At 67.9% G+C, this 17,700-nt stretch carries 22 protein-coding genes; 12 read left to right on the top strand and 10 right to left on the bottom strand.

What is annotated here, in order from left to right:
• Positions 1-128 precede the first annotated feature (128 nt).
• Positions 129-926, bottom strand: coding sequence for an inositol monophosphatase family protein (locus AC1RRS_RS01005; RefSeq protein ID WP_492853569.1), 798 nt, complete (start codon positions 924-926; stop codon positions 129-131).
• A gap of 260 nt (positions 927-1,186) precedes the next feature.
• Here AC1RRS_RS01005 and AC1RRS_RS01010 point away from each other — a divergent pair, with 260 nt between their 5' ends.
• From AC1RRS_RS01010 to AC1RRS_RS01020, 3 genes are all read left to right on the top strand, one after another.
• On the top strand, positions 1,187-1,513 hold the full coding sequence (locus AC1RRS_RS01010) for a hypothetical protein (protein WP_492853570.1): 327 nt from the start codon (positions 1,187-1,189) through the stop codon (positions 1,511-1,513).
• A 155-nt stretch (positions 1,514-1,668) separates the two neighbouring features.
• The gene (locus tag AC1RRS_RS01015; protein ID WP_492853571.1) at positions 1,669-2,526 is read left to right on the top strand and encodes a sigma-70 family RNA polymerase sigma factor; all 858 of its coding nucleotides are present in this window, start codon (positions 1,669-1,671) and stop codon (positions 2,524-2,526) included.
• 6 nt (positions 2,527-2,532) lie between these two features.
• Entirely contained in the window at positions 2,533-2,859 is a 327-nt protein-coding gene (locus tag AC1RRS_RS01020) for a hypothetical protein (RefSeq protein ID WP_492853573.1), read from the top strand.
• On the opposite strand, the gene AC1RRS_RS01025 is transcribed toward AC1RRS_RS01020, so the two are convergent.
• A complete protein-coding gene (locus AC1RRS_RS01025) occupies positions 2,856-3,269 on the bottom strand; it encodes a hypothetical protein (protein ID WP_492853574.1) in 414 nt (137 codons plus the stop codon). The genes AC1RRS_RS01020 and AC1RRS_RS01025 overlap by 4 nt on opposite strands.
• An 83-nt stretch (positions 3,270-3,352) precedes the next feature.
• Positions 3,353-4,000 (bottom strand): thiamine phosphate synthase, encoded by a 648-nt coding sequence (gene thiE / locus AC1RRS_RS01030; protein ID WP_492853576.1) that lies wholly within the window; start codon positions 3,998-4,000, stop codon positions 3,353-3,355.
• A gap of 171 nt (positions 4,001-4,171) precedes the next feature.
• Between thiE and AC1RRS_RS01035 the strand changes: the two genes are divergently transcribed.
• Both AC1RRS_RS01035 and bfr read left to right on the top strand, forming a co-directional pair.
• Positions 4,172-4,357: a (2Fe-2S)-binding protein gene (locus AC1RRS_RS01035; RefSeq protein ID WP_110121027.1), complete on the top strand. Its 186-nt coding sequence runs from the start codon at positions 4,172-4,174 to the stop codon at positions 4,355-4,357.
• A 152-nt stretch (positions 4,358-4,509) separates the two neighbouring features.
• Positions 4,510-4,992 (top strand): bacterioferritin, encoded by a 483-nt coding sequence (gene bfr / locus AC1RRS_RS01040; RefSeq protein WP_198574152.1) that lies wholly within the window; start codon positions 4,510-4,512, stop codon positions 4,990-4,992.
• Between the two features lie 64 nt (positions 4,993-5,056).
• Here bfr and fixK read toward each other — a convergent pair whose 3' ends face one another.
• The 7 genes from fixK to AC1RRS_RS01075 all read right to left on the bottom strand — a co-directional run bounded on the left by fixK (position 5,057) and on the right by AC1RRS_RS01075 (position 10,417).
• Positions 5,057-5,695: a transcriptional regulator FixK gene (gene fixK, locus AC1RRS_RS01045; protein WP_492853577.1), complete on the bottom strand. Its 639-nt coding sequence runs from the start codon at positions 5,693-5,695 to the stop codon at positions 5,057-5,059.
• A 280-nt stretch (positions 5,696-5,975) separates the two neighbouring features.
• On the bottom strand, positions 5,976-6,413 hold the full coding sequence (locus AC1RRS_RS01050) for a lysozyme inhibitor LprI family protein (RefSeq protein ID WP_492853578.1): 438 nt from the start codon (positions 6,411-6,413) through the stop codon (positions 5,976-5,978).
• 84 nt (positions 6,414-6,497) lie between these two features.
• Positions 6,498-6,713: a hypothetical protein gene (locus AC1RRS_RS01055; protein WP_492853579.1), complete on the bottom strand. Its 216-nt coding sequence runs from the start codon at positions 6,711-6,713 to the stop codon at positions 6,498-6,500.
• Positions 6,661-7,329 (bottom strand): RNA polymerase sigma factor, encoded by a 669-nt coding sequence (locus tag AC1RRS_RS01060; RefSeq protein ID WP_492853580.1) that lies wholly within the window; start codon positions 7,327-7,329, stop codon positions 6,661-6,663. Before AC1RRS_RS01060 ends, AC1RRS_RS01055 begins: the two co-directional genes overlap by 53 nt.
• A gap of 116 nt (positions 7,330-7,445) precedes the next feature.
• The gene (locus tag AC1RRS_RS01065) at positions 7,446-7,817 is read right to left on the bottom strand and encodes a flagellar protein FliS (RefSeq protein ID WP_492853581.1); all 372 of its coding nucleotides are present in this window, start codon (positions 7,815-7,817) and stop codon (positions 7,446-7,448) included.
• Positions 7,804-9,492, bottom strand: a complete 1,689-nt coding sequence (fliD, locus tag AC1RRS_RS01070; protein WP_492853582.1) for a flagellar filament capping protein FliD — start codon at positions 9,490-9,492, stop codon at positions 7,804-7,806. The genes AC1RRS_RS01065 and fliD overlap by 14 nt, the downstream gene beginning before the upstream one ends.
• 97 nt (positions 9,493-9,589) lie before the next feature.
• A complete protein-coding gene (locus AC1RRS_RS01075) occupies positions 9,590-10,417 on the bottom strand; it encodes a flagellin (protein ID WP_487288513.1) in 828 nt (275 codons plus the stop codon).
• Positions 10,418-10,646: 229 nt separating this feature from the next.
• Between AC1RRS_RS01075 and AC1RRS_RS01080 the strand changes: the two genes are divergently transcribed.
• The 7 genes from AC1RRS_RS01080 (at position 10,647) to AC1RRS_RS01110 (ending at position 17,559) form a co-directional block, all read left to right on the top strand.
• Positions 10,647-11,663: a hypothetical protein gene (locus AC1RRS_RS01080; RefSeq protein ID WP_492853584.1), complete on the top strand. Its 1,017-nt coding sequence runs from the start codon at positions 10,647-10,649 to the stop codon at positions 11,661-11,663.
• Positions 11,664-11,802: 139 nt separating this feature from the next.
• Positions 11,803-12,129 carry a flagellar hook capping FlgD N-terminal domain-containing protein gene (locus AC1RRS_RS01085; protein ID WP_110121034.1) on the top strand — a complete coding sequence of 109 codons (327 nt, stop codon included), beginning with the start codon at positions 11,803-11,805 and terminating at the stop codon, positions 12,127-12,129.
• Between the two features lie 12 nt (positions 12,130-12,141).
• Positions 12,142-13,419: a flagellar hook protein FlgE gene (flgE, locus tag AC1RRS_RS01090; RefSeq protein WP_492853585.1), complete on the top strand. Its 1,278-nt coding sequence runs from the start codon at positions 12,142-12,144 to the stop codon at positions 13,417-13,419.
• Positions 13,420-13,424: 5 nt separating this feature from the next.
• Positions 13,425-13,751: a hypothetical protein gene (locus AC1RRS_RS01095; RefSeq protein WP_110121036.1), complete on the top strand. Its 327-nt coding sequence runs from the start codon at positions 13,425-13,427 to the stop codon at positions 13,749-13,751.
• 4 nt (positions 13,752-13,755) lie between these two features.
• The gene (gene flgK / locus AC1RRS_RS01100) at positions 13,756-15,483 is read left to right on the top strand and encodes a flagellar hook-associated protein FlgK (RefSeq protein ID WP_492853586.1); all 1,728 of its coding nucleotides are present in this window, start codon (positions 13,756-13,758) and stop codon (positions 15,481-15,483) included.
• A 2-nt stretch (positions 15,484-15,485) separates the two neighbouring features.
• Positions 15,486-16,391 carry a flagellin gene (locus tag AC1RRS_RS01105; protein ID WP_492853588.1) on the top strand — a complete coding sequence of 302 codons (906 nt, stop codon included), beginning with the start codon at positions 15,486-15,488 and terminating at the stop codon, positions 16,389-16,391.
• Positions 16,392-16,638: 247 nt separating this feature from the next.
• Positions 16,639-17,559 (top strand): intradiol ring-cleavage dioxygenase, encoded by a 921-nt coding sequence (locus AC1RRS_RS01110; RefSeq protein ID WP_492853590.1) that lies wholly within the window; start codon positions 16,639-16,641, stop codon positions 17,557-17,559.
• Positions 17,560-17,700: the final 141 nt, after the last annotated feature.

The raw sequence follows: 17,700 nt of genomic DNA on the forward strand, positions 1-17,700 counted from the left end.
GGCCGCTGATTAGCGCGCGGATGTGACGGTTTGGCGAGGGGCGCGCATCGCTTCGGCGACGCCTTGCCCACGAAAAAGGCTCCGGAACCTCGTCCCGGAGCCTTGGTCGTTCAGCGGTGGGAAGAGCCTCAGCCCGCCGCGTGCAGGGCCTTCAGCACCAGGGGGTGCAGGTCCTGGTTGGCGGCCAGGATCGACGAGCCTTCCACCGGGTCGCCGTGCTCCTCGATGGTGGTGACCTTGCCGCCCGATTCCTGGACCATCAGGACGCCCGCCGCGACGTCCCAGGGCTTCAGGTTGCGTTCCCAGAAGGCGTCGAAGCGGCCGGCGGCCACCCAGGCCAGGTCGAGCGCGGCGGCGCCGAAGCGGCGCACGCCGGCGACCTTCTGGCTGACCTGGTGCAGCTCCTTCAGGAACTGGCCGTGGCCGGGCTTGCCCATGAACGGGATGCCGGTGGCCAGCATGGCCTCGTCCATGTGCTTGCGGGCGGCGACGCGCAGGCGCTTCTCGGCGCCGAGGAACGCGCCCTTGCCCTTCTCGACCCAGAACAGGTCGTGGGTGATCGGGTTGTAGGTGACGCCGGCGACGATCTCGCCTTCGCGCTGCAGGGCGATGTTGACCGCGAAGTGCGGGATGGCGTGCAGGAAGTTGGTGGTGCCGTCCAGCGGGTCGACGATCCAGGTGTGGGTCTTGTCGGTGCCCTCGATCATGCCGCGTTCCTCGCCGAGGAAGCTGTAGCCCGGGCGCGCCTTGCTGAGGATTTCGAACAGGGTCTGCTCGGCCTTGAGGTCGGCGTTGGAGACGAAGTCGGCCGCGCCCTTCTTGGAAACCTGCAGCTCGCCGATCTCGCCGAAGTCGCGGGCCAGTCCGCGGGCGGCCTTGCGCGCGGCGTCGATCATCACGTTGAGAAGGGCGGAAGGCGTGGGCACGGGCGGATATCCTATGGAATTCCCTGTACCGACGCGCGGACGCGCGGCGGCGGGAGACGGACGATGGCAGTGGGAAAGAGCGGGCGCGGAACCTAGACGCGGGGCCGCGCGAAGGCAAGACGGGGCGAATTGTCGCGGTCAACCCTGCGTCGCTTGAAAAAAGGGACCGATCGGTCAATTTTAGGGGCGGCAATTGATCCAGCGCAAAGCGAGGGGTCAGGCCACGCGCAAACTACGCGCATAGAAGGAGTCCTCCCCCAATGACCAACACGACCAACATGACCAAGTTTCCCCTGATCGCCACCGCCGCGGCCGCCCTGCTGGCCCTGGCCCAACCCGCCGCCGCCGAGGTTCCCCTGACCGCGGCGACCCACGCCGCCGCCGGCGCCTCGCAGCGCATTTCGGTGACCGGCAAGTCCTCGACCGTGGTCAGCGAAGAGCTGACCCGCGCCGCCCGCCAGGTGTGCAGCGCGGCCCTGAAGGGCAGCCGCCACCCCAACTACGCCTCGTGCGTGGCCGAAACCCTCGGCCAGGCCCGCGCCGACTACGCCGCCCTGCGCTCGGCCGCCGCCAGCGCCGCCGAGTAAGGCCTCCCCCCGCCGCGCCGCCGGGATCCCTCCCCGGCGGCGTAAGCCGCCAAAGGCAGAAAAAGGCCGGCGCGGAATTCGCGGGAAAAAAGCTCGCGGCCATGTCACGTCTGGCGCCTTCGCCTCGTCCTGTCGGGCAAACCGAGGGATCGACCATGAGCGCAGCCGACACGATCTTCGAAAGCCGCCGCCCCGCCATGACGGGCCTAGCCTATCGCATGCTGGGCTCGCGGGCCGAGGCCGAGGATGTGGTGCAGGACGCCTGGCTGCGCTGGCGCGAGGTCGAGACGGCCGAGGTCGGCAACCCGGCCGGCTTCCTCAACCGCGTGGTCTCGCGCCTGTGCCTGGACCGCCTTAAGTCGGCCCGCGCCCGACGCGAACTCTATGTCGGCGAGTGGCTGCCCGAGCCTGTGGTCGATGTCGACGAGACCTTCGGCCTGGGCGAGAACCTGACCGTGGCCTTCCTGCTGGCGCTGGAGCGCCTGACCCCGCTGGAGCGGGCCGCCTTCCTGCTGCACGACGTGTTCGACACGCCTTTCGCCGAAATCGCCGCCACCCTGGACCGCTCCGAGGCCGCCGTGCGCCAGCTGGCCGCCCGGGCTCGTGAGCACGTCAAGGCCGGCAAGCCGCGCTACAAGCCCAGCGCCGACGAGGAGCGCCGCCTGACCGAGGCCTTCGTGGCCGCCGCCCTCAGCGGCGACGCGGCGACCCTGCGCGGCCTGCTGGCCAAGGACGTGGTCATGCACGCCGACGGCGGCGGCAAGGTCTCGGCGACCATGAACCCGGTGTTCGGCCTCGACAACGCCGTGCGCCTGCTGGAAGGCATCGCCCGCAAGTGGCCCCATCCGGACGGCACGACCGCGCGCCTGGCCCGCATCAACGGCCAGCCGGGGGTGGTGATGGCCCACGACGGCGTGGTGTTCCAGACCATGGGCCTGGACATCGTCGACGGCCGCATCGCCGCCGTCTACACCATGCGCAACCCCGACAAGCTGGCGCGGGTGCGGGCCTGAGGAACCATGTCCAGAAACGACGCCGAACGCCTTGCCGTTCTCGAGACCGACTATCAGACCCGTCTGGTCGCGGCCCTGCGCGAATGCGCGGCCGGTCGCTGGGGCCTGTTCGGCCACAACATCCACCTGACGCCCCACGCGTCCGAACCTGAAGTCGTCGAGAACCTCGCGGCCATGGCCGACGCGATCGCGCAGGTGCGCGACCGGCTGGGCCTGCCGCCCTACCCGCTGCACGACGACTTCATGGCCGCCCGCGGTCCGGCCCAGGAGAACGCGCCCGGCGAACCCAAGCAGGCCCGCGCCTGGCTGATCCGGCTGGAAGCCGGCGGCTAGGGAAGAGTCGCCTTGGGCAGGCTGTCCCTGGTCTCGCAGGCCATCTTGCCGGCCTTGCCAGCGGCGCCGGAGATGTCGTCGACCTTGGCTTCCTTGCGCCAGTTCTTGGGCAGGCCCTTGTCGCCGGCGAAGTCCATGCCGAGGTCCATCCATTTGTCGGCGGCGCAATCGAGGGCGAAGATCATGATCGGACCCTTGCCGGCCGGCCACGACTTGTAGGGGCCGCCGGCCCCCTTGCCCTCGGCGATGCGCAGAACGACGAGGCCTGAGCTCTCGTCAACCCTCAGGAAATCGGCGTCGTAATAGGTCTTGGCCTCGCCGGGGGCCGGCTTCCAGCTTTCTCCCAGGGCCGGCATCGCCAAGCCGAGCATGGGTACGCTAAGCAAACACGCTACGAGCCGCTTCTTCATGGCGGTCCCTCCCCGTTATCGTTCGCTGGGGAGGAGGCTATGCCTGTCGTACAACCACGGCAAGAGAACGCCGTTATGCAGCCTTAGACCCGGGCGGCGAGCCCTTCGGCGATCGCCGCGTTGAGGGCCGCCACGGCCGCGTCCGGGCCTTCGGGATGGGACCACACCCCGCCCGAGACGGCCAGGAAGTCGGCGCCAGCGCTCGCCAGCGGCGCGGCGTTGGCGGCGGTGATGCCGCCGATGGCCACGCACGGGACCTCCATCGTCTCCTGCCAGATCGACAGGATGTCGGGCTCGGCGACGATCGGGGCGTCCTTGGTGGCGGTCGGGAAGAAGGCCCCGAAGGCCACGTAGTCGGCCCCGGCCTCGGCGGCCTCCATCGCCAGGTGCCGGCTGTCGTGGCAGGTGACGCCGACCATGCGGTCCTTGCCCATCAGCTTGCGGGCGGTCGCATAGGGCGTATCGCCCTGCCCCACGTGCACGCCGTCGCAGTCGAGGCGGGCGGCCAGATCCGGCCGGTCGTTGAGGATCACCGCCACGTCGTGGACGCGGGCGATCGGCGCCAGGGCCGCGACGGCGGCGGCCACGACGTCGTCGGAGACGTCCTTGAGGCGGATCTGCAGGGCCGCCACGTCGCCGCCCTCCAGGGCGCGGGCCAGCTGGCGGCCAAAAGCGGCCAGGTCCGGCAGGGACGGCGGGGTGATGAGATAGAGGCGGCAGTCGAGCGTCATGCGCCGCCTTTACGCCGATTTGGCCCGAAACGCGACTTTGGGGGAACGCCCCGCGCCGCGCCCCCGCTCGCCTGTGACGACGCGCCGCTGCGAACTCGACTGAGAGTCAGTTGCAAACCGGTGGAAAACTGTTAGATGAGAATGACAATCATTCGGTAGGGCGTTCTTTCCTTGTACGTCTGCAATTGTAACGGCATCCGCCAGCGTGAAGTCCGCGCCGCGATCGACGCGGGCGCGACCCGGCCGGCCGACATCTTCCGCCACAAGGGCTGCCAGGCCCAGTGCGCCAAGTGCGTCTGCGAGATGCGCCAGATGATTCAGGAATCCCGCGAAGCTCTGGCTTTCGCCGCCGAATAAGGCGTCTTGCGACGCAAAGTCGCCGATTCCCAGTAACCGCGAAGCACTCTCACGCTTTTCTGTGAGGCTGCGAAACACTTGCAGACATTACTGTTGAAGCGCTTGAAAAGCAGCTTAAGGGTGCGGGCGAACTCGAACCTTAGGAGGCCGCCATGCAAGGCGATCCCGGCGTTATCCGCGTCCTCAACGCTGTGCTCACCAACGAGCTGACGGCCGTCAATCAGTACTTCCTGCATGCCCGCATGCACGACAACTGGGGCTTCAAGCGCCTCGGCCAGATCGTCTATCAAGAGTCGATCGGCGAGATGAAGCACGCCGACAAGCTGATCAACCGCATCCTCTTCCTCGAGGGCCTGCCCAACCTGCAGGACCTGCACAAGTTGAAGATCGGCGAAAACGTGCCGGAGTGCCTGGCCGCCGACCTGTCGATCGAACTATTCAACCGCGAACTGCTGGTCCCGGGCATCGTGCAGTGCGAGCAGGCCCGCGACTACATCAGCCGCGAACTGCTGCGCGAGATCCTCAACGACACCGAGGAGCACATCGATTACCTCGAAACCCAGCTGTCGCTGATCAAGTCGCTGGGCGAGCAGAACTACCTGCAGAGCGCCATGGGTGAACTGCCGGCGGCCTGATCCGCTTCACGAGACTTCGAAGACCGTCGAACGGCCTCCTCGCACCCGCGGGGAGGCCGTTTCGCTATTCGCAGAGCGCTTCCAGCGCGGGGCGCTCCAGAAGCTCGACGTGGCGCACGGTGGGCAGGGCGATCAGGCCTTCCTGCAGGAACGCCGTCAGGGTGCGCGACACCGTCTCGATGGTCAGGCCCAGATAGTCGGCCATGTCCTGGCGGCTCATCGGCAGATCGAAGGCGGCCTCGCCCTTGCGGTCGGCCAGTAGCAGCAGCAGGCCCGCCACCCGCTCGCAGGCGCTGCGGCGACCCAGCATCAGCACGTGGTCCTGGCTGCGCTGCAGGCCGGCGATGGTCACCTGGTAGAGCTTGCGGGCCACGTCTCCGTCGCGGGCGGCCAGGTCGCTGAGCGCCCGGCGGCGGACGATGCGGACGGCGACGTCGCCGACGGCCTCGGCCGTGGTGCGGTGGATGTCGCCGGCCTCGAAGCCGAAGGCCTCGCCGGCGAAGTGGAAGGCGTCGATCTGGCGGCGGCCGTCGCGCAGCAGCCGGCCCGTGCGCACCGTGCCCTCGACCAGCTCATAGACCTGATCGGCCGCGTCGCCCTCGGCGAAGATCTCCTCGCCGGCGGCGTAGCGGATGACGCCGGCGGAGACGCCCGGCAGGGCCGGTTGGGCGAAGGCGGGCTCGAAACGGAGGGGCGACAGCATCGGAGGCTCCCGGGGAGGAAGGAGGCGGTGGGGAGACCGCCCCGTGACGCCGGCACATTCCCCCTTCTCCGCGTAGGGGTAAATTCGGGGGCCGCGCATAAGGGTTTTTGCGTAGGCGCAAATTCGAGGGCCGCGCGTGACGGGAACCTCCCCCTGTGGGGAGGCGATCGCGCAGCGATCGGTGGGGGGAGTGATTGCGAAATCACCCACCACCTCGAAAGCTGAAAACGTCCCCCACCGGCCTTCGGCCGCCTCCCCCAGAGGGGGAGGTTTCTCGCAGTTACCGCCGCGCCTTGACCATCCGCTCCAGCTCCACGGCGCGCACGGTGGTCATGCTGAGGTGGCAGCCGCCGATGTTCAGCATGTCGATGGTGCCGCCGGTCAGGTCTTCCTGGCACTCGGCGTCGCGACGCTTGATCCAGGCGCGCTGGGCGGTGCGCAGATTGGCCTGCTGGGGCTTGGAGCGCTTGGCCATGGCCGCCTTGTAGGCGCGGTTGAGGCGGGCGTCCTGCTTCTGGAGTTCGGCGTTGGTGCAACCGGCCATGGCCACGGTCACGCCCTTCAGGGCGTCGCCGCTGTTCAGGCAGCGGTCGTAGGCCGGGGAGTATTCCTTCTCGGGATCGATCCCCATCGCCCGGGCAGACGGCTGGGCCAGGGCCGGCGTCGCGACCGCGAGAGCCAGCAGCAGCACGGCGGGGATCGAGCGTCGAAAGAGCATGTGGCGCGTCCTTGCGTTGCAGGACGCCCAGCATGCGCCGCCGATCACGACGGCTTCAAGGCGCGCGGACGCGGCCGCCCTCGCCTACAGCGCCTTGCCGATGCGATCGGCCAGAGCCGACAGGTCGCCGCCGGGGTCGTCGAACACGCCGAGATCCTCGGCGGTCATGGTCGCGAACAGGTCCTGGGCCTCTTCCGAGGTCGACATCAGCGCGATCGCCGCTTGCGCCTCGTCGGGCGGCCAGCGGTCAAGCGCGGGACCCAGCGCCTTCAGCCGGGCTTCGAATAGTTTCAGGTCCATAGCCACAGATCTTCTTCTGTTTCTGGAGTCGAGTCTTGAGGGTTTGCCGGCCCCGTTTCAGGAGCGAGCGCACCGCCTGTTCCGAACAGTCCATGGCGTCGGCGATTCTACCGACGTCGAGCTCTTCGAAATAGAACATGGTCAGCGCCTGGCGCTGGGTGTCGGGAAGCTTGTCGAGGGCTTTCTGAAGCGTCTTGGCGGTCTCCGTGCGTTCGAGATTGGCGAGAGCGTCGGCCTGGGCCGGCGCCTGGACTTCGGCGTCGGCCAGGCGGGTGATCACCTCCTGGGATTCCGGCGTCGCCTTGCGGACCCGGCGACGATCGATGGCCTTGTTGACGGCGATGCGGTGCAGCCAGGTCGAGAACCGGGCGTCCGGCGTCCAGCGTTCGCGAGCGCGCCAGGCGGCAATAAATGCCTCCTGGGCCGCATCCTCGGCCTCCTGAACGTCGCCCAGGACGTTGAGCGCCAGTCGCCGCACCATCCGCAGGTGCCGGTCGACCAGAACCCGAAAAGCCGTCTGGTCGCCGTCGCGGCAGGCCAGGAACAGCTCCTCGTCAGAGCGCACGTCAGACAGACCAAACTCGCCCGTCGTCGCAATCGTCGCTGAATTCGCCATGGCGATTACTCGCCTCCATCGCTGTATCGCAATGGAACAGGCAAACAGCGTGCCATATATCGAATAACTACATTACTGTATTTGATCGATACATTTCCGATACTATCGGTACATTGCTATTTTTCAGAACGCAGTTCTTTGCAAAACGGGCGCAACAAGTCCAGTACGATTTGATACACACTAGACACATCTTTGCTGCGACTGGCGCGAAGCAGGCCGTCGAGCACGTATTGGTAGAACTTTCGCAACGTCGCGCCGTCCTTGCCGGCCGCTGAAAAATCCAGCGTCGTCGACAGGACGGTCAGGATCTGGGTGGCCCGCATGGCATGTCGGCACATTTGATCCAGCCGCCCCTGCTCGTGGGCGAATTTTGCCGAGGCGATCGCGCGGTAGAGCTCCTCGTGCACGGAAGCCAGCACGTCGCGCGGGTTGGCGGTGAGGCGGCTGGAAGCCGCGTAGGCGCTGAGCGCCTGGTTAGTCGTCGTCACTGCTGTCGGCTCCCAAGATGGCTGCGATCTGCTGCTGGAGGATCTGGGCGGCGTAGAGTTCGGTCTCCATCGCCGAGTATTTCGAGATCAGCTTGGTCCGGTACGTCTCCGCGTCCTCGCGGATCTGGTCGGACTGGTCGGTGAGGTTTTCGTTGACCGTCTCCAGGCTTTCGATCCGTTGCTGGATCACGCCGCTGGAGGTGTTGGCGTAGTCGTCGATCAGGCTCGTGATCATGTTCGCGAAGCCCTGGTTGATCTCGACCGAGATCGTGCCGGAGGTCGGCGAGGCCAGGGCGAAGGACAGGCCCTCGTAGATCGAGCCGGTCGCGCCGATGATCCGGTTGCCGGAGATCGTGAACAGGCTGGAGTCGCCGTTCACCGACACGCTGGAGATCGCCCCGTCGGTGACGTTGACCTGCATGTCGAAGTCGAACGAGACGGTGGTGTCGTTCTTGAGCAGCTTCAGATTGCTGTTGCTGCTGGTGAAGCCGGTCTCGAAGAACTTGGCCACGCTCGACAGGTCGGTCAGCAGCAGGTTGTCGAGCGTCGTCTCGTCGGTCAGCTCCAGCTGATTGTCGGCGTTGATGGTGACGCCCAGGGCCGACAGGTCGGTCAGCTCGTCGTCCGAGCCGGCGGTCCCGCCCAGCATGTCGCTCAGGCGGCGGTTGACGTCGCGCAGGATGCTGTCGGCGAACAGCACCGCGTCGTCCGACACCGAGCCGTCAGAACCGACCGTCTGGTTGGTGACGACGAACGACCGCAGCGCGTTGTAGGCGGTGATGAAGTCGGTGATTGCCGTCTTGATGTCGTCGTAGTTGGCCTCGATGTCGAGGGTGATGGTCTGGCCCGAGGTGGCCTGCAGCAGCGAGATCGACAGGCCCGGAATGGTGTCGGTCAGCTCGTTGCTGTCGCTCTCGATCTCGACGCCGTCGATGGTGACGATGGCCGGCTGGGCTTCCTGCAGCACGTTGGAGAAGTCGCCCGCGCTGTCGGTCAGGCCGACGCTCTGGCCGATGTCGTCACCCGAGACGGTCGAGAGCGTGATCTCCTGGTTGGTGTCGCTGGTCGACATCACCAGGCGGGTGCCCGTCGAGCTGGCGATCAGGGTGGCGACGACGCCGGTGTCGCCGCTGACGTTGTTGATGGCGTCGGCCAGGTCCTCGATCGTCATGTCCGAGGTGACGGTGATCTGGGCAGCCGTCCCGTCGGTGGTGTTCAGCGAGAACACCCCGTCCAGGCCCAACGCCGTATCGGCCGTCTGGGCGGTCGAGGCGATCTTCATGGCCTTGGCCAGCTGGGTGACGGTGATCGAATAGGAGGCCGCGACCGCGTCGGCGTCGGCGCTGACCGCGAGCACGTCCGTCGCGTCGGTGCCGTCCGAGGCGGTGAGATAGGCGCTCTTCTCGTCGAAGGCGTTGGTGGTGGTCGAGACCGAGCTGTAGGTCGTCGAGGCCAGCGACTCCATGGAGTCCGAGACCGCCTGCAGCAGCGTCTGCAGCTCCTGGTAGGAGGCGATCTTGGTCTCGTTGGTCGTGACCTTGGCGTCGATGGTGTCGGCTCGCGCGGTCTTCTGCGCGACGGCGGCCTCGATCAGCGAGTCGGTGTCGAGCCCCGAGATCGTGCCGGTCAGGTAGGTCGTCGACCCGGAGGTCGAGACGGTGCTGGTCGTCGTCATGGCGATGTCCGGAAAGTCGGCGGGAGGATCCAGAGAATCCTCCCGCCCAGTCTGCAGGACGACGCGGGCAGGCCCGCGCCGTCACGGCATGAGCCGACTACTGCAGCAACTTCAGAAGCGACTGGCTCATCGAGTTGGCCTGGCTGAGGGCCGAAATCGCTGCGCTGGTCAGGGTCTGAGCGTTGGTGAAGTTGGTCTGCTCGCTGGCGATGTCCACGTCGGTGATGGCCGACGCGGCCGATTCCAGGTTCTCGAGCGAGGTCGAGATCACGTCGCCCCGGAATTCGAAACGCGACAGGGTGGCGCCCACGTCGGCCCGCATTTTCGAGACGTCCGTGATCGCCTGGTCGAGGGTGTCCATCAGCGCCGAAGCCGAGGACGAGGTGATCGAGGTGCCGTCGAGCGAAAGCGCGGCAGTGTCCGCGTCGCCCAGCTTCACCGAGATCACGTCGCTCGACGAGGTGCCGACCAGGAAGTCGACGCCGGCCGAGGAGCCGTAGTCGCTCGCGCCATCCAGAAGCGTGATGCCGTTGAAGGTGGTCGACGTGGTGATGTCGTCCACTTCCTCGAGCAGCTGCTGATACTCAGCGTCGATGTAGCTGATGTCGTCAGAGCTCGAGCTCCCCGATTGGGCCTGGGCCGTCAGGGACTTCATACGCTGCAGGATGTCGGCGATGTTGGACAGCGCGCCGTCCGCGGTGTTCAGCACCGAGGTGCCGCTGGTCACGTTGGTGGCGGCCTGGTTCAGCACGGTCACGTCGGCGTTCATGGACGTCGCGATGGCGAGGCCGGAGGCGTCGTCCTTCGCGCTGACGATCCGCGAGCCGCTCGACAGCTTCGCCAGGGACTCGCTCTGCGCAGCCGAGTTGTTGTTCAGGTAGCGCAGGGCGGTGTTGGCGGCCGTGTTGGTGGAGATAACTGGCATGTTCTAGTCCGGTTCTCTGTCTGGAGTCCGTCCGGGGGAGAGTCCGGCCGGGAAGCTGTCCGCCGTTCTGACGGCCTGGCTTCGACGAGTTGAACGGGACGTCCCCCGGCGATGGGGCGGTTTTTCTTTTCGCCCTCCGCGCGCAGGCGCTGGAAAGGCGGCCGCACACTGCCTCGAGTTGATTTTCATCCGCCGATCGCGTCAGCCTGCATCGGACGACGGGGGCGGCATGGGCCAGGCTTCATCGAGACGCGCGTTCGGGGCGGCCGGCTGGCTGGCCCTTATGCTGCTGGCGGCGGCGCCGGCCCTCGCCCGGGCGGCGACCGCCGATCTCGACGTGGAGTATCGGCAAAGTCGCTTGATCTACGCCGCCAGCCAGCTTCCGGCCGGGCGCAACGCCCAGTCGGGCAAGATCGCGCCGCTGAAGGGAGCGGACATCCTGCGCTGCGAGCCGGACATCCAGGACAGCGCCTGCCGCGCGCGCGTCCCTGACATCGCCCTGTGGGCCGAGCGGCGGCTGCGGGGCCAGGACCAGGCCAGCGCCCCCAGCCTGAAGGAGGTCGAGCGCGCCGTCGCCCGCCTCGCCCCCGCCGCGCCCTGCCCGCCCCAGACGATGGGCGACCGCGTGGGTCCGCAACGGGTCGATGTGCGTCCGGATACGCCGGACGACATCAGGGAGATCTACATCGTCCCCCGCTCGGCCTGCGGCTGGCGGGCGCTGGGCTTCCATCGCTATCTCTATTTCGCCGCCCTCTACACGGCCTCGGCCCCGGCCGACGAGCGAACGGCCGCCGCGGCCTCGATCGCCCGCATGAAGACGTACGCACGCGCGGGCGCGAGCTTCGATCCGGCCTGCGGCGCCTGGTCGTCGCAACCCGCCAAGGCCACCTGTGAGCTGCTGACCCACGACGCCGCCGTCGCGGCGCTGCGGACGGCGAGCGACGCCCTGCTGACCGAAGCCGCGGGCGAGCGGCCGCAGCGAGTCGCGACGCCGCCGGCCGCCTCTTCGGCCATCTACGACGCCCCGACCTCGCAGCTGTGGCCCGACCTCAACGGCGGCGCCCAGGAGATCTTCATGGCCGCCGCCCTGGCGCGCGGCGACGTCAGCGCGGACGAACGGGCCGAGCAGTGCCGATACCTGACCCCGCCGCCGGACTACACGCCTCCGCCCTCGCCCGACTTCTGGGAGGCGATCAACCTGCTGGCCGCGCGGATCGCGCACCGGGGCTGCCCCGGCCAGGACTGATCACCCGCCCCGCCCGTGTGCGACAAAAGCGGCCTTCCCCACCCCTCCAAAAATAAACCGCCCCATCCGCGGCGGAGCCTCCGTTGAACCCATCGATCGGCGCCCAGGGCGTCGGACCGATTTCACCGGAGATCTCTCCATGACCACCGTCTCTTCGACGACGAGCACGACCAGCACCGCGAGCACGTCCAGCGCGTCGAGCACGCTGCAGCTCGGCACGACCGACTTCCTGTCGCTGCTGATGACCCAGCTGACCAACCAGAACCCGCTGGATCCGACCGATCCGACCGAGTTCACCAGCCAGCTGGCGAGCTACGCCTCGCTGGAGCAGCAGATCAGCACCAACGACACCCTGACCTCGCTGTCGGACACCATGTCGACCCTGTCCGACACGACCACCAGCATGTCGGACAACCTCTCGTCGCTGCTGACCCAGGTCCAGCTGCTGGCCTCGCAAAGCGAATAAGGGCGAGCCGAGATGAGCCTTTCCTCCGCCCTCTCCACGGCCGTCTCCGGCCTGACCGCCCAGAGCATCGCTCTGTCGGCGATCTCGGAGAACATCGCCAACGCCTCGACCACCGCCTACAAGACCTCGGAGGTCTCGTTCCAGTCGCTGGTCAGCGGCGCGATGAACTCCAACACCTCGACCAGCTCGGTGGTGGCCAAGACCAGCCAGGCGCTGAACGTCACCGGCACGATCTCGTCGACCAGCGTCTCGACCAACGTCGCCATCGACGGCTCGGGCTATTTCGTGGTCGCGGCCGATCCGGGCGACACCGGCAGCGCGCTCGTCTACAGCCGCAACGGCAGCTTCTCGACGGATTCCGACGGCTATCTGGTCAATAGCGAAGGCTATTACCTGATGGGCTACGCGACGGACTCGGACGGCAACATCCTGACGTCCAACACCAGCGACCTGACCAGCCTGTCGGCGATCAACCTCGACTCGATCAGCGGCACGGCCAAGGCCACCTCGACGGTGACCATGGCCGCCAACCTGCCGGCCGATACGGTCACCGGCGACAGCTACGACACCAGCATGGAGGTCATCGACTCCCTGGGCGTCAGCCACACCGTCGGCCAGACCTGGACCAAGACCGGCGACAACACCTGGACGCTGAGCCTGTCGGATCCGACCCTGACGTCGGACAGCTCGACCACCTCGGGCACGATCAGCCCCAGCTCGGTGACCGTCACCTTCAATTCCGACGGCAGCCTGGCCTCGACCGATCCGTCGCCCGTTGACCTGTCGATCAGCGGCTTTTCCACCGGCGCCGCCGACAGCACCATCACGCTGGACCTGGGCGAAACCGGCGGCACCGACGGCCTGACCCAGTTCGCCTCGACCTCCTCGACCCTGTCGCTGAGCCCGACCTTCGAACAGGACGGCGCCAACTACGGCGAGCTGTCGGGCATCACCATCGACGAGAGCGGCCTGGTCACGGCCAATTTCGACAACGGGGTCAGCCTGGCGATCTACCAGATCCCGGTCGCCACCTTCAGCAACCCCAACGGCCTGACCCACGTCTCGGGCACGGTCTATGACGAGAACTCGGCCGCCGGTCAGGTGCACCTGAACCTTCCAGGCGAAGGCAGCGCCGGCAGCCTGGTGGCCAGCGCCCTCGAAGGCTCGACCACCGACACGGCCACCGAGTTCAACAAGATGATCATCGCCCAGCAGGCCTATTCGGCCGCTTCGCAGGTCGTCAGCGCCACCAGCGACATGTTCGACACCCTGATCCAGGCGGTGCGGTGAGCGCCATGGGCACCATCGAACGCCTGCATACCCGCGCCCAGAAGGCGCGCCGGGACCGCGACACGCCGGTGGTCTCCTCGGTCGAGGAGGCCCGGGCCCTGGCGCGCAGCATCGCCGAGGGCCTGTCGGCCCTGTCGGACGACCAGCGCCTGCTGATGCTGTCGAACCTGCACGACGTGCAGACCGTGCTGGAAACCCGCGTCGCCGCGCTCGAGACCGACATGGCCGAGAGCCGCGAACGCATCCAGGCCGTCACGCGCGGCCTGAGCGCCACCGCCGGCTATCGCGGCAGCGTCCGGGCCCTGCGCGACCACCGCCGCCGCAAGGACTAGCGCCATGTCGCTGTCGTCGATCATCAGCTCCGCCTCGTCCGCGCTGTCCAACACGCAGATGCAGATCGCGGTGGCCAACGCCAACGTGGCCAATGCGGACGACCTGACCTACACGCGCAAGAGCGTCAGCTCGACCGCGACGACGGCGCTGAACTCGGCCTCGACGACCACCATCCAGCGGGCCGCCGACACCTATCTGGCCAAGACCGTGGTCAAGACGGCGGCCGGCGCGGGCTACGCCTCGACGATCGACAGCTACATGCAGTCCTACGACGCCGCCCTCGGCTCGGTGGACGCCGGCAGCGACCTCTCCAGCCTGCTCGACACCTTCACCAGCGCCCTGACCTCGCTGTCGGCCAGCGCCGACAGCGACACGGCCAAGGCCTCGGTGGTCTCGGCCGCCTCGTCGCTGGCCGCCAGCATCGGCGGCCTGTCGGCCTCGATCCAGGACCTGCGCACCCAGGCCAACACCGACATCTCCACGACCGTCGACACCATCAACTCGACCCTGTCGACCCTGGCCTCGCTGAACGACCAGATCTCGTCGGTCACCGCCCAAGGCGGCGACGTCACCAGCCTGCAGGACCAGCGCGACTCGGCCCTGACCACCCTGTCGGGCCTGATCGGCATCAGCAGCTACACGACGTCGGACAACAAGCTGGTGGTCTACACCACCGGCGGCGACCAGCTGCTGGGCACCACCGCGGCCAAGCTCAGCTACACCGCCTCCAGCGCACTCGGCGCGACCAGCGTCTATCCCGACACGATCTCGGGTATCATGCTGAACGGCAAGGACATCACCGAGAGCGTCGATTCCGGCCAGCTGGGCGCGCTGATCACCCTGCGCGACGAGACCCTGGTCGACGAGCAGGCCGAGCTGGACGCCATGGCGTCGACCCTGATCTCGCAGGTCAACGCCATCACCAACGCCGGCTCCGCCGTGCCCGCCCCCACCACCCTGACCAGCGCCGGCACGGTGTCGGGCAGCGACGGCTTCTCGGCCAGCGGCACGCTGCGGGTGGCCGTGGTCGATTCCAGCGGAACCACGATCTCGACCGAGGACCTGGACCTGTCGTCCTATTCCAGCGTCGACGATCTGGTGAACGCCCTCGACGCCATCGACGGCCTGTCGGCCAGCATCGGCACGGACGGCAAGCTGACCATCACCGCCGACGACAGCGCCAACGGCGTGGCCCTGGGCGACATCGGCGCCTCGGTCGGCGACGACGCCCAGGGCGTCTCCGACTATTTCGGCTTCAACGACCTGTTCTCGGGCTCGACCGCAGCCGACATCTCCATCTCGTCCAAGCTGGCGAACGACTACAGCCTGCTGGCCACCGGCGCGCTCGACACCTCGACCACGCTGTCGGCCGGCGACCGCGCCCTGTCGACCTCCGACAGCACCACCGTCGACGCCCTGACCTCGATGCTGTCGGGAACCCTGACCTTCGCGGCGGCCGGCGACCAGCCGGCCAAGACCGTCACCCTGTCGTCCTACACCGCCAGCTTCGTCGCCGGCGCGGCGACCCTGGTCTCCGACGCCTCCTCCAGCTCCGAGACCGCCCAGGCCACCTACGAGGCGGCTGCCAGCCGGCTGCAGAACACCACCGCCGTCAATGTCGACGAAGAGCTGGCCCTGCTGACGACCTACCAGTCGCAGTACGAGGCCACCGCCCAGCTCGTCTCGATGGCCAAGGAGCTGTTCGAAGCCCTGATCAGCATGGTGAGCTGACCATGATCAGCCGCATCGCCACCTTCAACCACTCCAACACCATGCTGACGGCCAGCCTGAAGGTGCAGGCCAAGCTGGCCGACCAGCAGGCCCAGACCGCCTCGGGCCTGAAGTCGACCACCTATGGGGGCCTGGGCAAGGACACCGGCAGCCTGCTGCGCCTGTCCAGCCAGAGCGCGGCCCTGACGGCCGAGAACAGCGCGGCCAGCACCGCGACGGCCTATGTCAACGCCTCCTACTCGGCCCTGGGCGACATCGCCGACCTGGCCACCACCATCAAGACCCAGCTGGCCTCGATGATGTCGAGCACAACCACCGACGCCGACACCATGACGCAGTACGCCACCAGCTGGCTGAACGACCTCCAGGCCCTGCTCAACAGCAACTCGGCCGGCGTCTACCTGTTCTCGGGCACGGCCGGCGACGCCGCCGCCGTCGACTACAGCGACACCGACTACGACCCGACGGCCGACACCAGCGTCGCCGACACCAACTACTACCAGGGCTCCGGCGCCGGCCGCACCTTCACCACCACTGACGGCCAGACCATCAACCTGTCGGTCACCGCCGATTCCTCGGCCTTCGAGGAGCTGGCCCGGGCGCTGAAGATGGTCATCGCCTCGCCCAGCGACACCACGGTGATCTCCAGCGCCTACGACATGGTCAGCGACGCGGTGACCGGCGTCGGCTCGCTGCAGGAGCAGGTCTCGCTGCAGGCCTCGACCCTGTCGGACCTGACCTCGCGCAACGAGGCCAAGATCGACAGCATCGACACCCTGTCGTCCAACCTCAAGGACGCCGACCTCGCCGAGACCGCCGTCCTGGCCACCCAGTACGAAACCCAGCTGGAAGCCATGTACTCGATGATCAGCACCCTCTCCTCGCTGAGCCTGAGCAAGTATCTGTAGTGCTGGGAACCTCCCCCTCTGGGGGAGGCGATCGCGCAGCGATCGGTGGGGGGCGTGACTGCCGAACTCACCACGCCGCGGAAGCTGAAAACGTCCCCCCTCCGGCCTTCGGCCGCCTCCCCCACGGGGGGAGGTCCTCGCGCCTACCGCCCCACTTGCGGCGACCAAATTTGCAATCCCGCAAGAACCGGACATACGGCGGCACAATCGTCCGGTCAGAAGAGCGGCCTCTCGTTTCGGAGCGCCGATGCCCACTACCGTTTCTCCCAGCCGTCGCGGCCTGCTGGCTCTCGCCAGCGCCGTTCCCTTCGCCGCCGTCGCCGTGGGCTCGCGCCCGGCGGTCGCCGCCGAGGGCGTCTGCGCCATCACCCCGCAGGTCACCCAGGGTCCCTACTGGTTCGACCCGAAGCTGGACCGCGCCGACATCACCGAAGGCAGGAAGGGCGCGCCCGTCACCGTGGCCCTGACCGTCGTCGACGGCGCCTGCCGGCCGCTGAAGGGCGCGCGGGTCGATATCTGGCACTGCGACGCGCAGGGGATCTACTCCGGCTACGAGGGCCAAGGCGACGACCACAAGACCGCCGCCAAGGGCGCGACCTTCCTGCGCGGCGCGCAGATCAGCGACAGCGCCGGCAAGGTCGCCTTCAAGACCATCTGGCCGGGCTGGTACGAGGGCCGCACCCCGCACATCCACATCAAGGTGCACCTGGACGCCCGCACGGCCCTGACCGCCCAGCTGTTCGTGCCCGACGCCCTGTCGGAATATCTCTACGAGAACGTCCCGGCCTATAAGCGCCCGCGCCAGCGCGACACCTTCAACCGCCACGACGGCATCGCCCTGCAAGGCGGCGAGGCCATGGTCGCCAGCGTCAAGGAAGGCAAGGACGGCTACGTCCTGGCCCTGGTGCTCGGCATTGATCCCGCCGCCGACTGGAAGGACGACGCGGGGATGGGCGGTCCGGGCGGTCCGCCTCCCGGCGGCATGGGGCCTCCTCCCGGTGGAATGGGGCCTCCCCCTGGCGGCATGAACGGCCGCCCGCCCGGCCCGCCGCCCGGCGGCTTCCCCAATGGCCAGCAAGGCGGTTCGCCGCCCGACGGCATGGGTCCGCCGCACCATGAAGCGCTCACCGGCGAAGCGCGGCTGAAGGCCATCGTGCCGGGGCTCTGATCTGGCAGGTCGGCTTCGCCGCCCCCTCCTTGCTCCTCCCCCGAGAAACGGGGGAGGTGGCGCGGTGCGGATACGCGCCGTGACGGAGGGGGCGACCGCCGGCACTGAGCCCAGTCTCGCCCCCTCCACCGCTTCGCGGTC

Source organism: Caulobacter sp. GW821-FHT12A07 (assembly GCF_058807655.1).

What these genes read in the sequence shown, in the direction of transcription:
- AC1RRS_RS01010 (WP_492853570.1), top strand. Translation starts at nt 1,187, where the DNA reads ATGACCAACACGACCAACATGACCAAGTTTCCCCTGATCGCCACCGCC.
- AC1RRS_RS01015 (WP_492853571.1), top strand. Translation starts at nt 1,669, where the DNA reads ATGAGCGCAGCCGACACGATCTTCGAAAGCCGCCGCCCCGCCATGACG.
- AC1RRS_RS01020 (WP_492853573.1), top strand. Translation starts at nt 2,533, where the DNA reads ATGTCCAGAAACGACGCCGAACGCCTTGCCGTTCTCGAGACCGACTAT.
- AC1RRS_RS01025 (WP_492853574.1), bottom strand. Translation starts at nt 3,269, where the DNA reads ATGAAGAAGCGGCTCGTAGCGTGTTTGCTTAGCGTACCCATGCTCGGC.
- thiE (WP_492853576.1), bottom strand. Translation starts at nt 4,000, where the DNA reads ATGACGCTCGACTGCCGCCTCTATCTCATCACCCCGCCGTCCCTGCCG.
- bfr (WP_198574152.1), top strand. Translation starts at nt 4,510, where the DNA reads ATGCAAGGCGATCCCGGCGTTATCCGCGTCCTCAACGCTGTGCTCACC.
- fixK (WP_492853577.1), bottom strand. Translation starts at nt 5,695, where the DNA reads ATGCTGTCGCCCCTCCGTTTCGAGCCCGCCTTCGCCCAACCGGCCCTG.
- AC1RRS_RS01050 (WP_492853578.1), bottom strand. Translation starts at nt 6,413, where the DNA reads ATGCTCTTTCGACGCTCGATCCCCGCCGTGCTGCTGCTGGCTCTCGCG.
- AC1RRS_RS01055 (WP_492853579.1), bottom strand. Translation starts at nt 6,713, where the DNA reads ATGGACCTGAAACTATTCGAAGCCCGGCTGAAGGCGCTGGGTCCCGCG.
- AC1RRS_RS01060 (WP_492853580.1), bottom strand. Translation starts at nt 7,329, where the DNA reads ATGGCGAATTCAGCGACGATTGCGACGACGGGCGAGTTTGGTCTGTCT.
- fliD (WP_492853582.1), bottom strand. Translation starts at nt 9,492, where the DNA reads ATGACGACGACCAGCACCGTCTCGACCTCCGGGTCGACGACCTACCTG.
- AC1RRS_RS01075 (WP_487288513.1), bottom strand. Translation starts at nt 10,417, where the DNA reads ATGCCAGTTATCTCCACCAACACGGCCGCCAACACCGCCCTGCGCTAC.
- AC1RRS_RS01080 (WP_492853584.1), top strand. Translation starts at nt 10,647, where the DNA reads ATGGGCCAGGCTTCATCGAGACGCGCGTTCGGGGCGGCCGGCTGGCTG.
- AC1RRS_RS01085 (WP_110121034.1), top strand. Translation starts at nt 11,803, where the DNA reads ATGACCACCGTCTCTTCGACGACGAGCACGACCAGCACCGCGAGCACG.
- flgE (WP_492853585.1), top strand. Translation starts at nt 12,142, where the DNA reads ATGAGCCTTTCCTCCGCCCTCTCCACGGCCGTCTCCGGCCTGACCGCC.
- AC1RRS_RS01095 (WP_110121036.1), top strand. Translation starts at nt 13,425, where the DNA reads ATGGGCACCATCGAACGCCTGCATACCCGCGCCCAGAAGGCGCGCCGG.
- flgK (WP_492853586.1), top strand. Translation starts at nt 13,756, where the DNA reads ATGTCGCTGTCGTCGATCATCAGCTCCGCCTCGTCCGCGCTGTCCAAC.
- AC1RRS_RS01105 (WP_492853588.1), top strand. Translation starts at nt 15,486, where the DNA reads ATGATCAGCCGCATCGCCACCTTCAACCACTCCAACACCATGCTGACG.
- AC1RRS_RS01110 (WP_492853590.1), top strand. Translation starts at nt 16,639, where the DNA reads ATGCCCACTACCGTTTCTCCCAGCCGTCGCGGCCTGCTGGCTCTCGCC.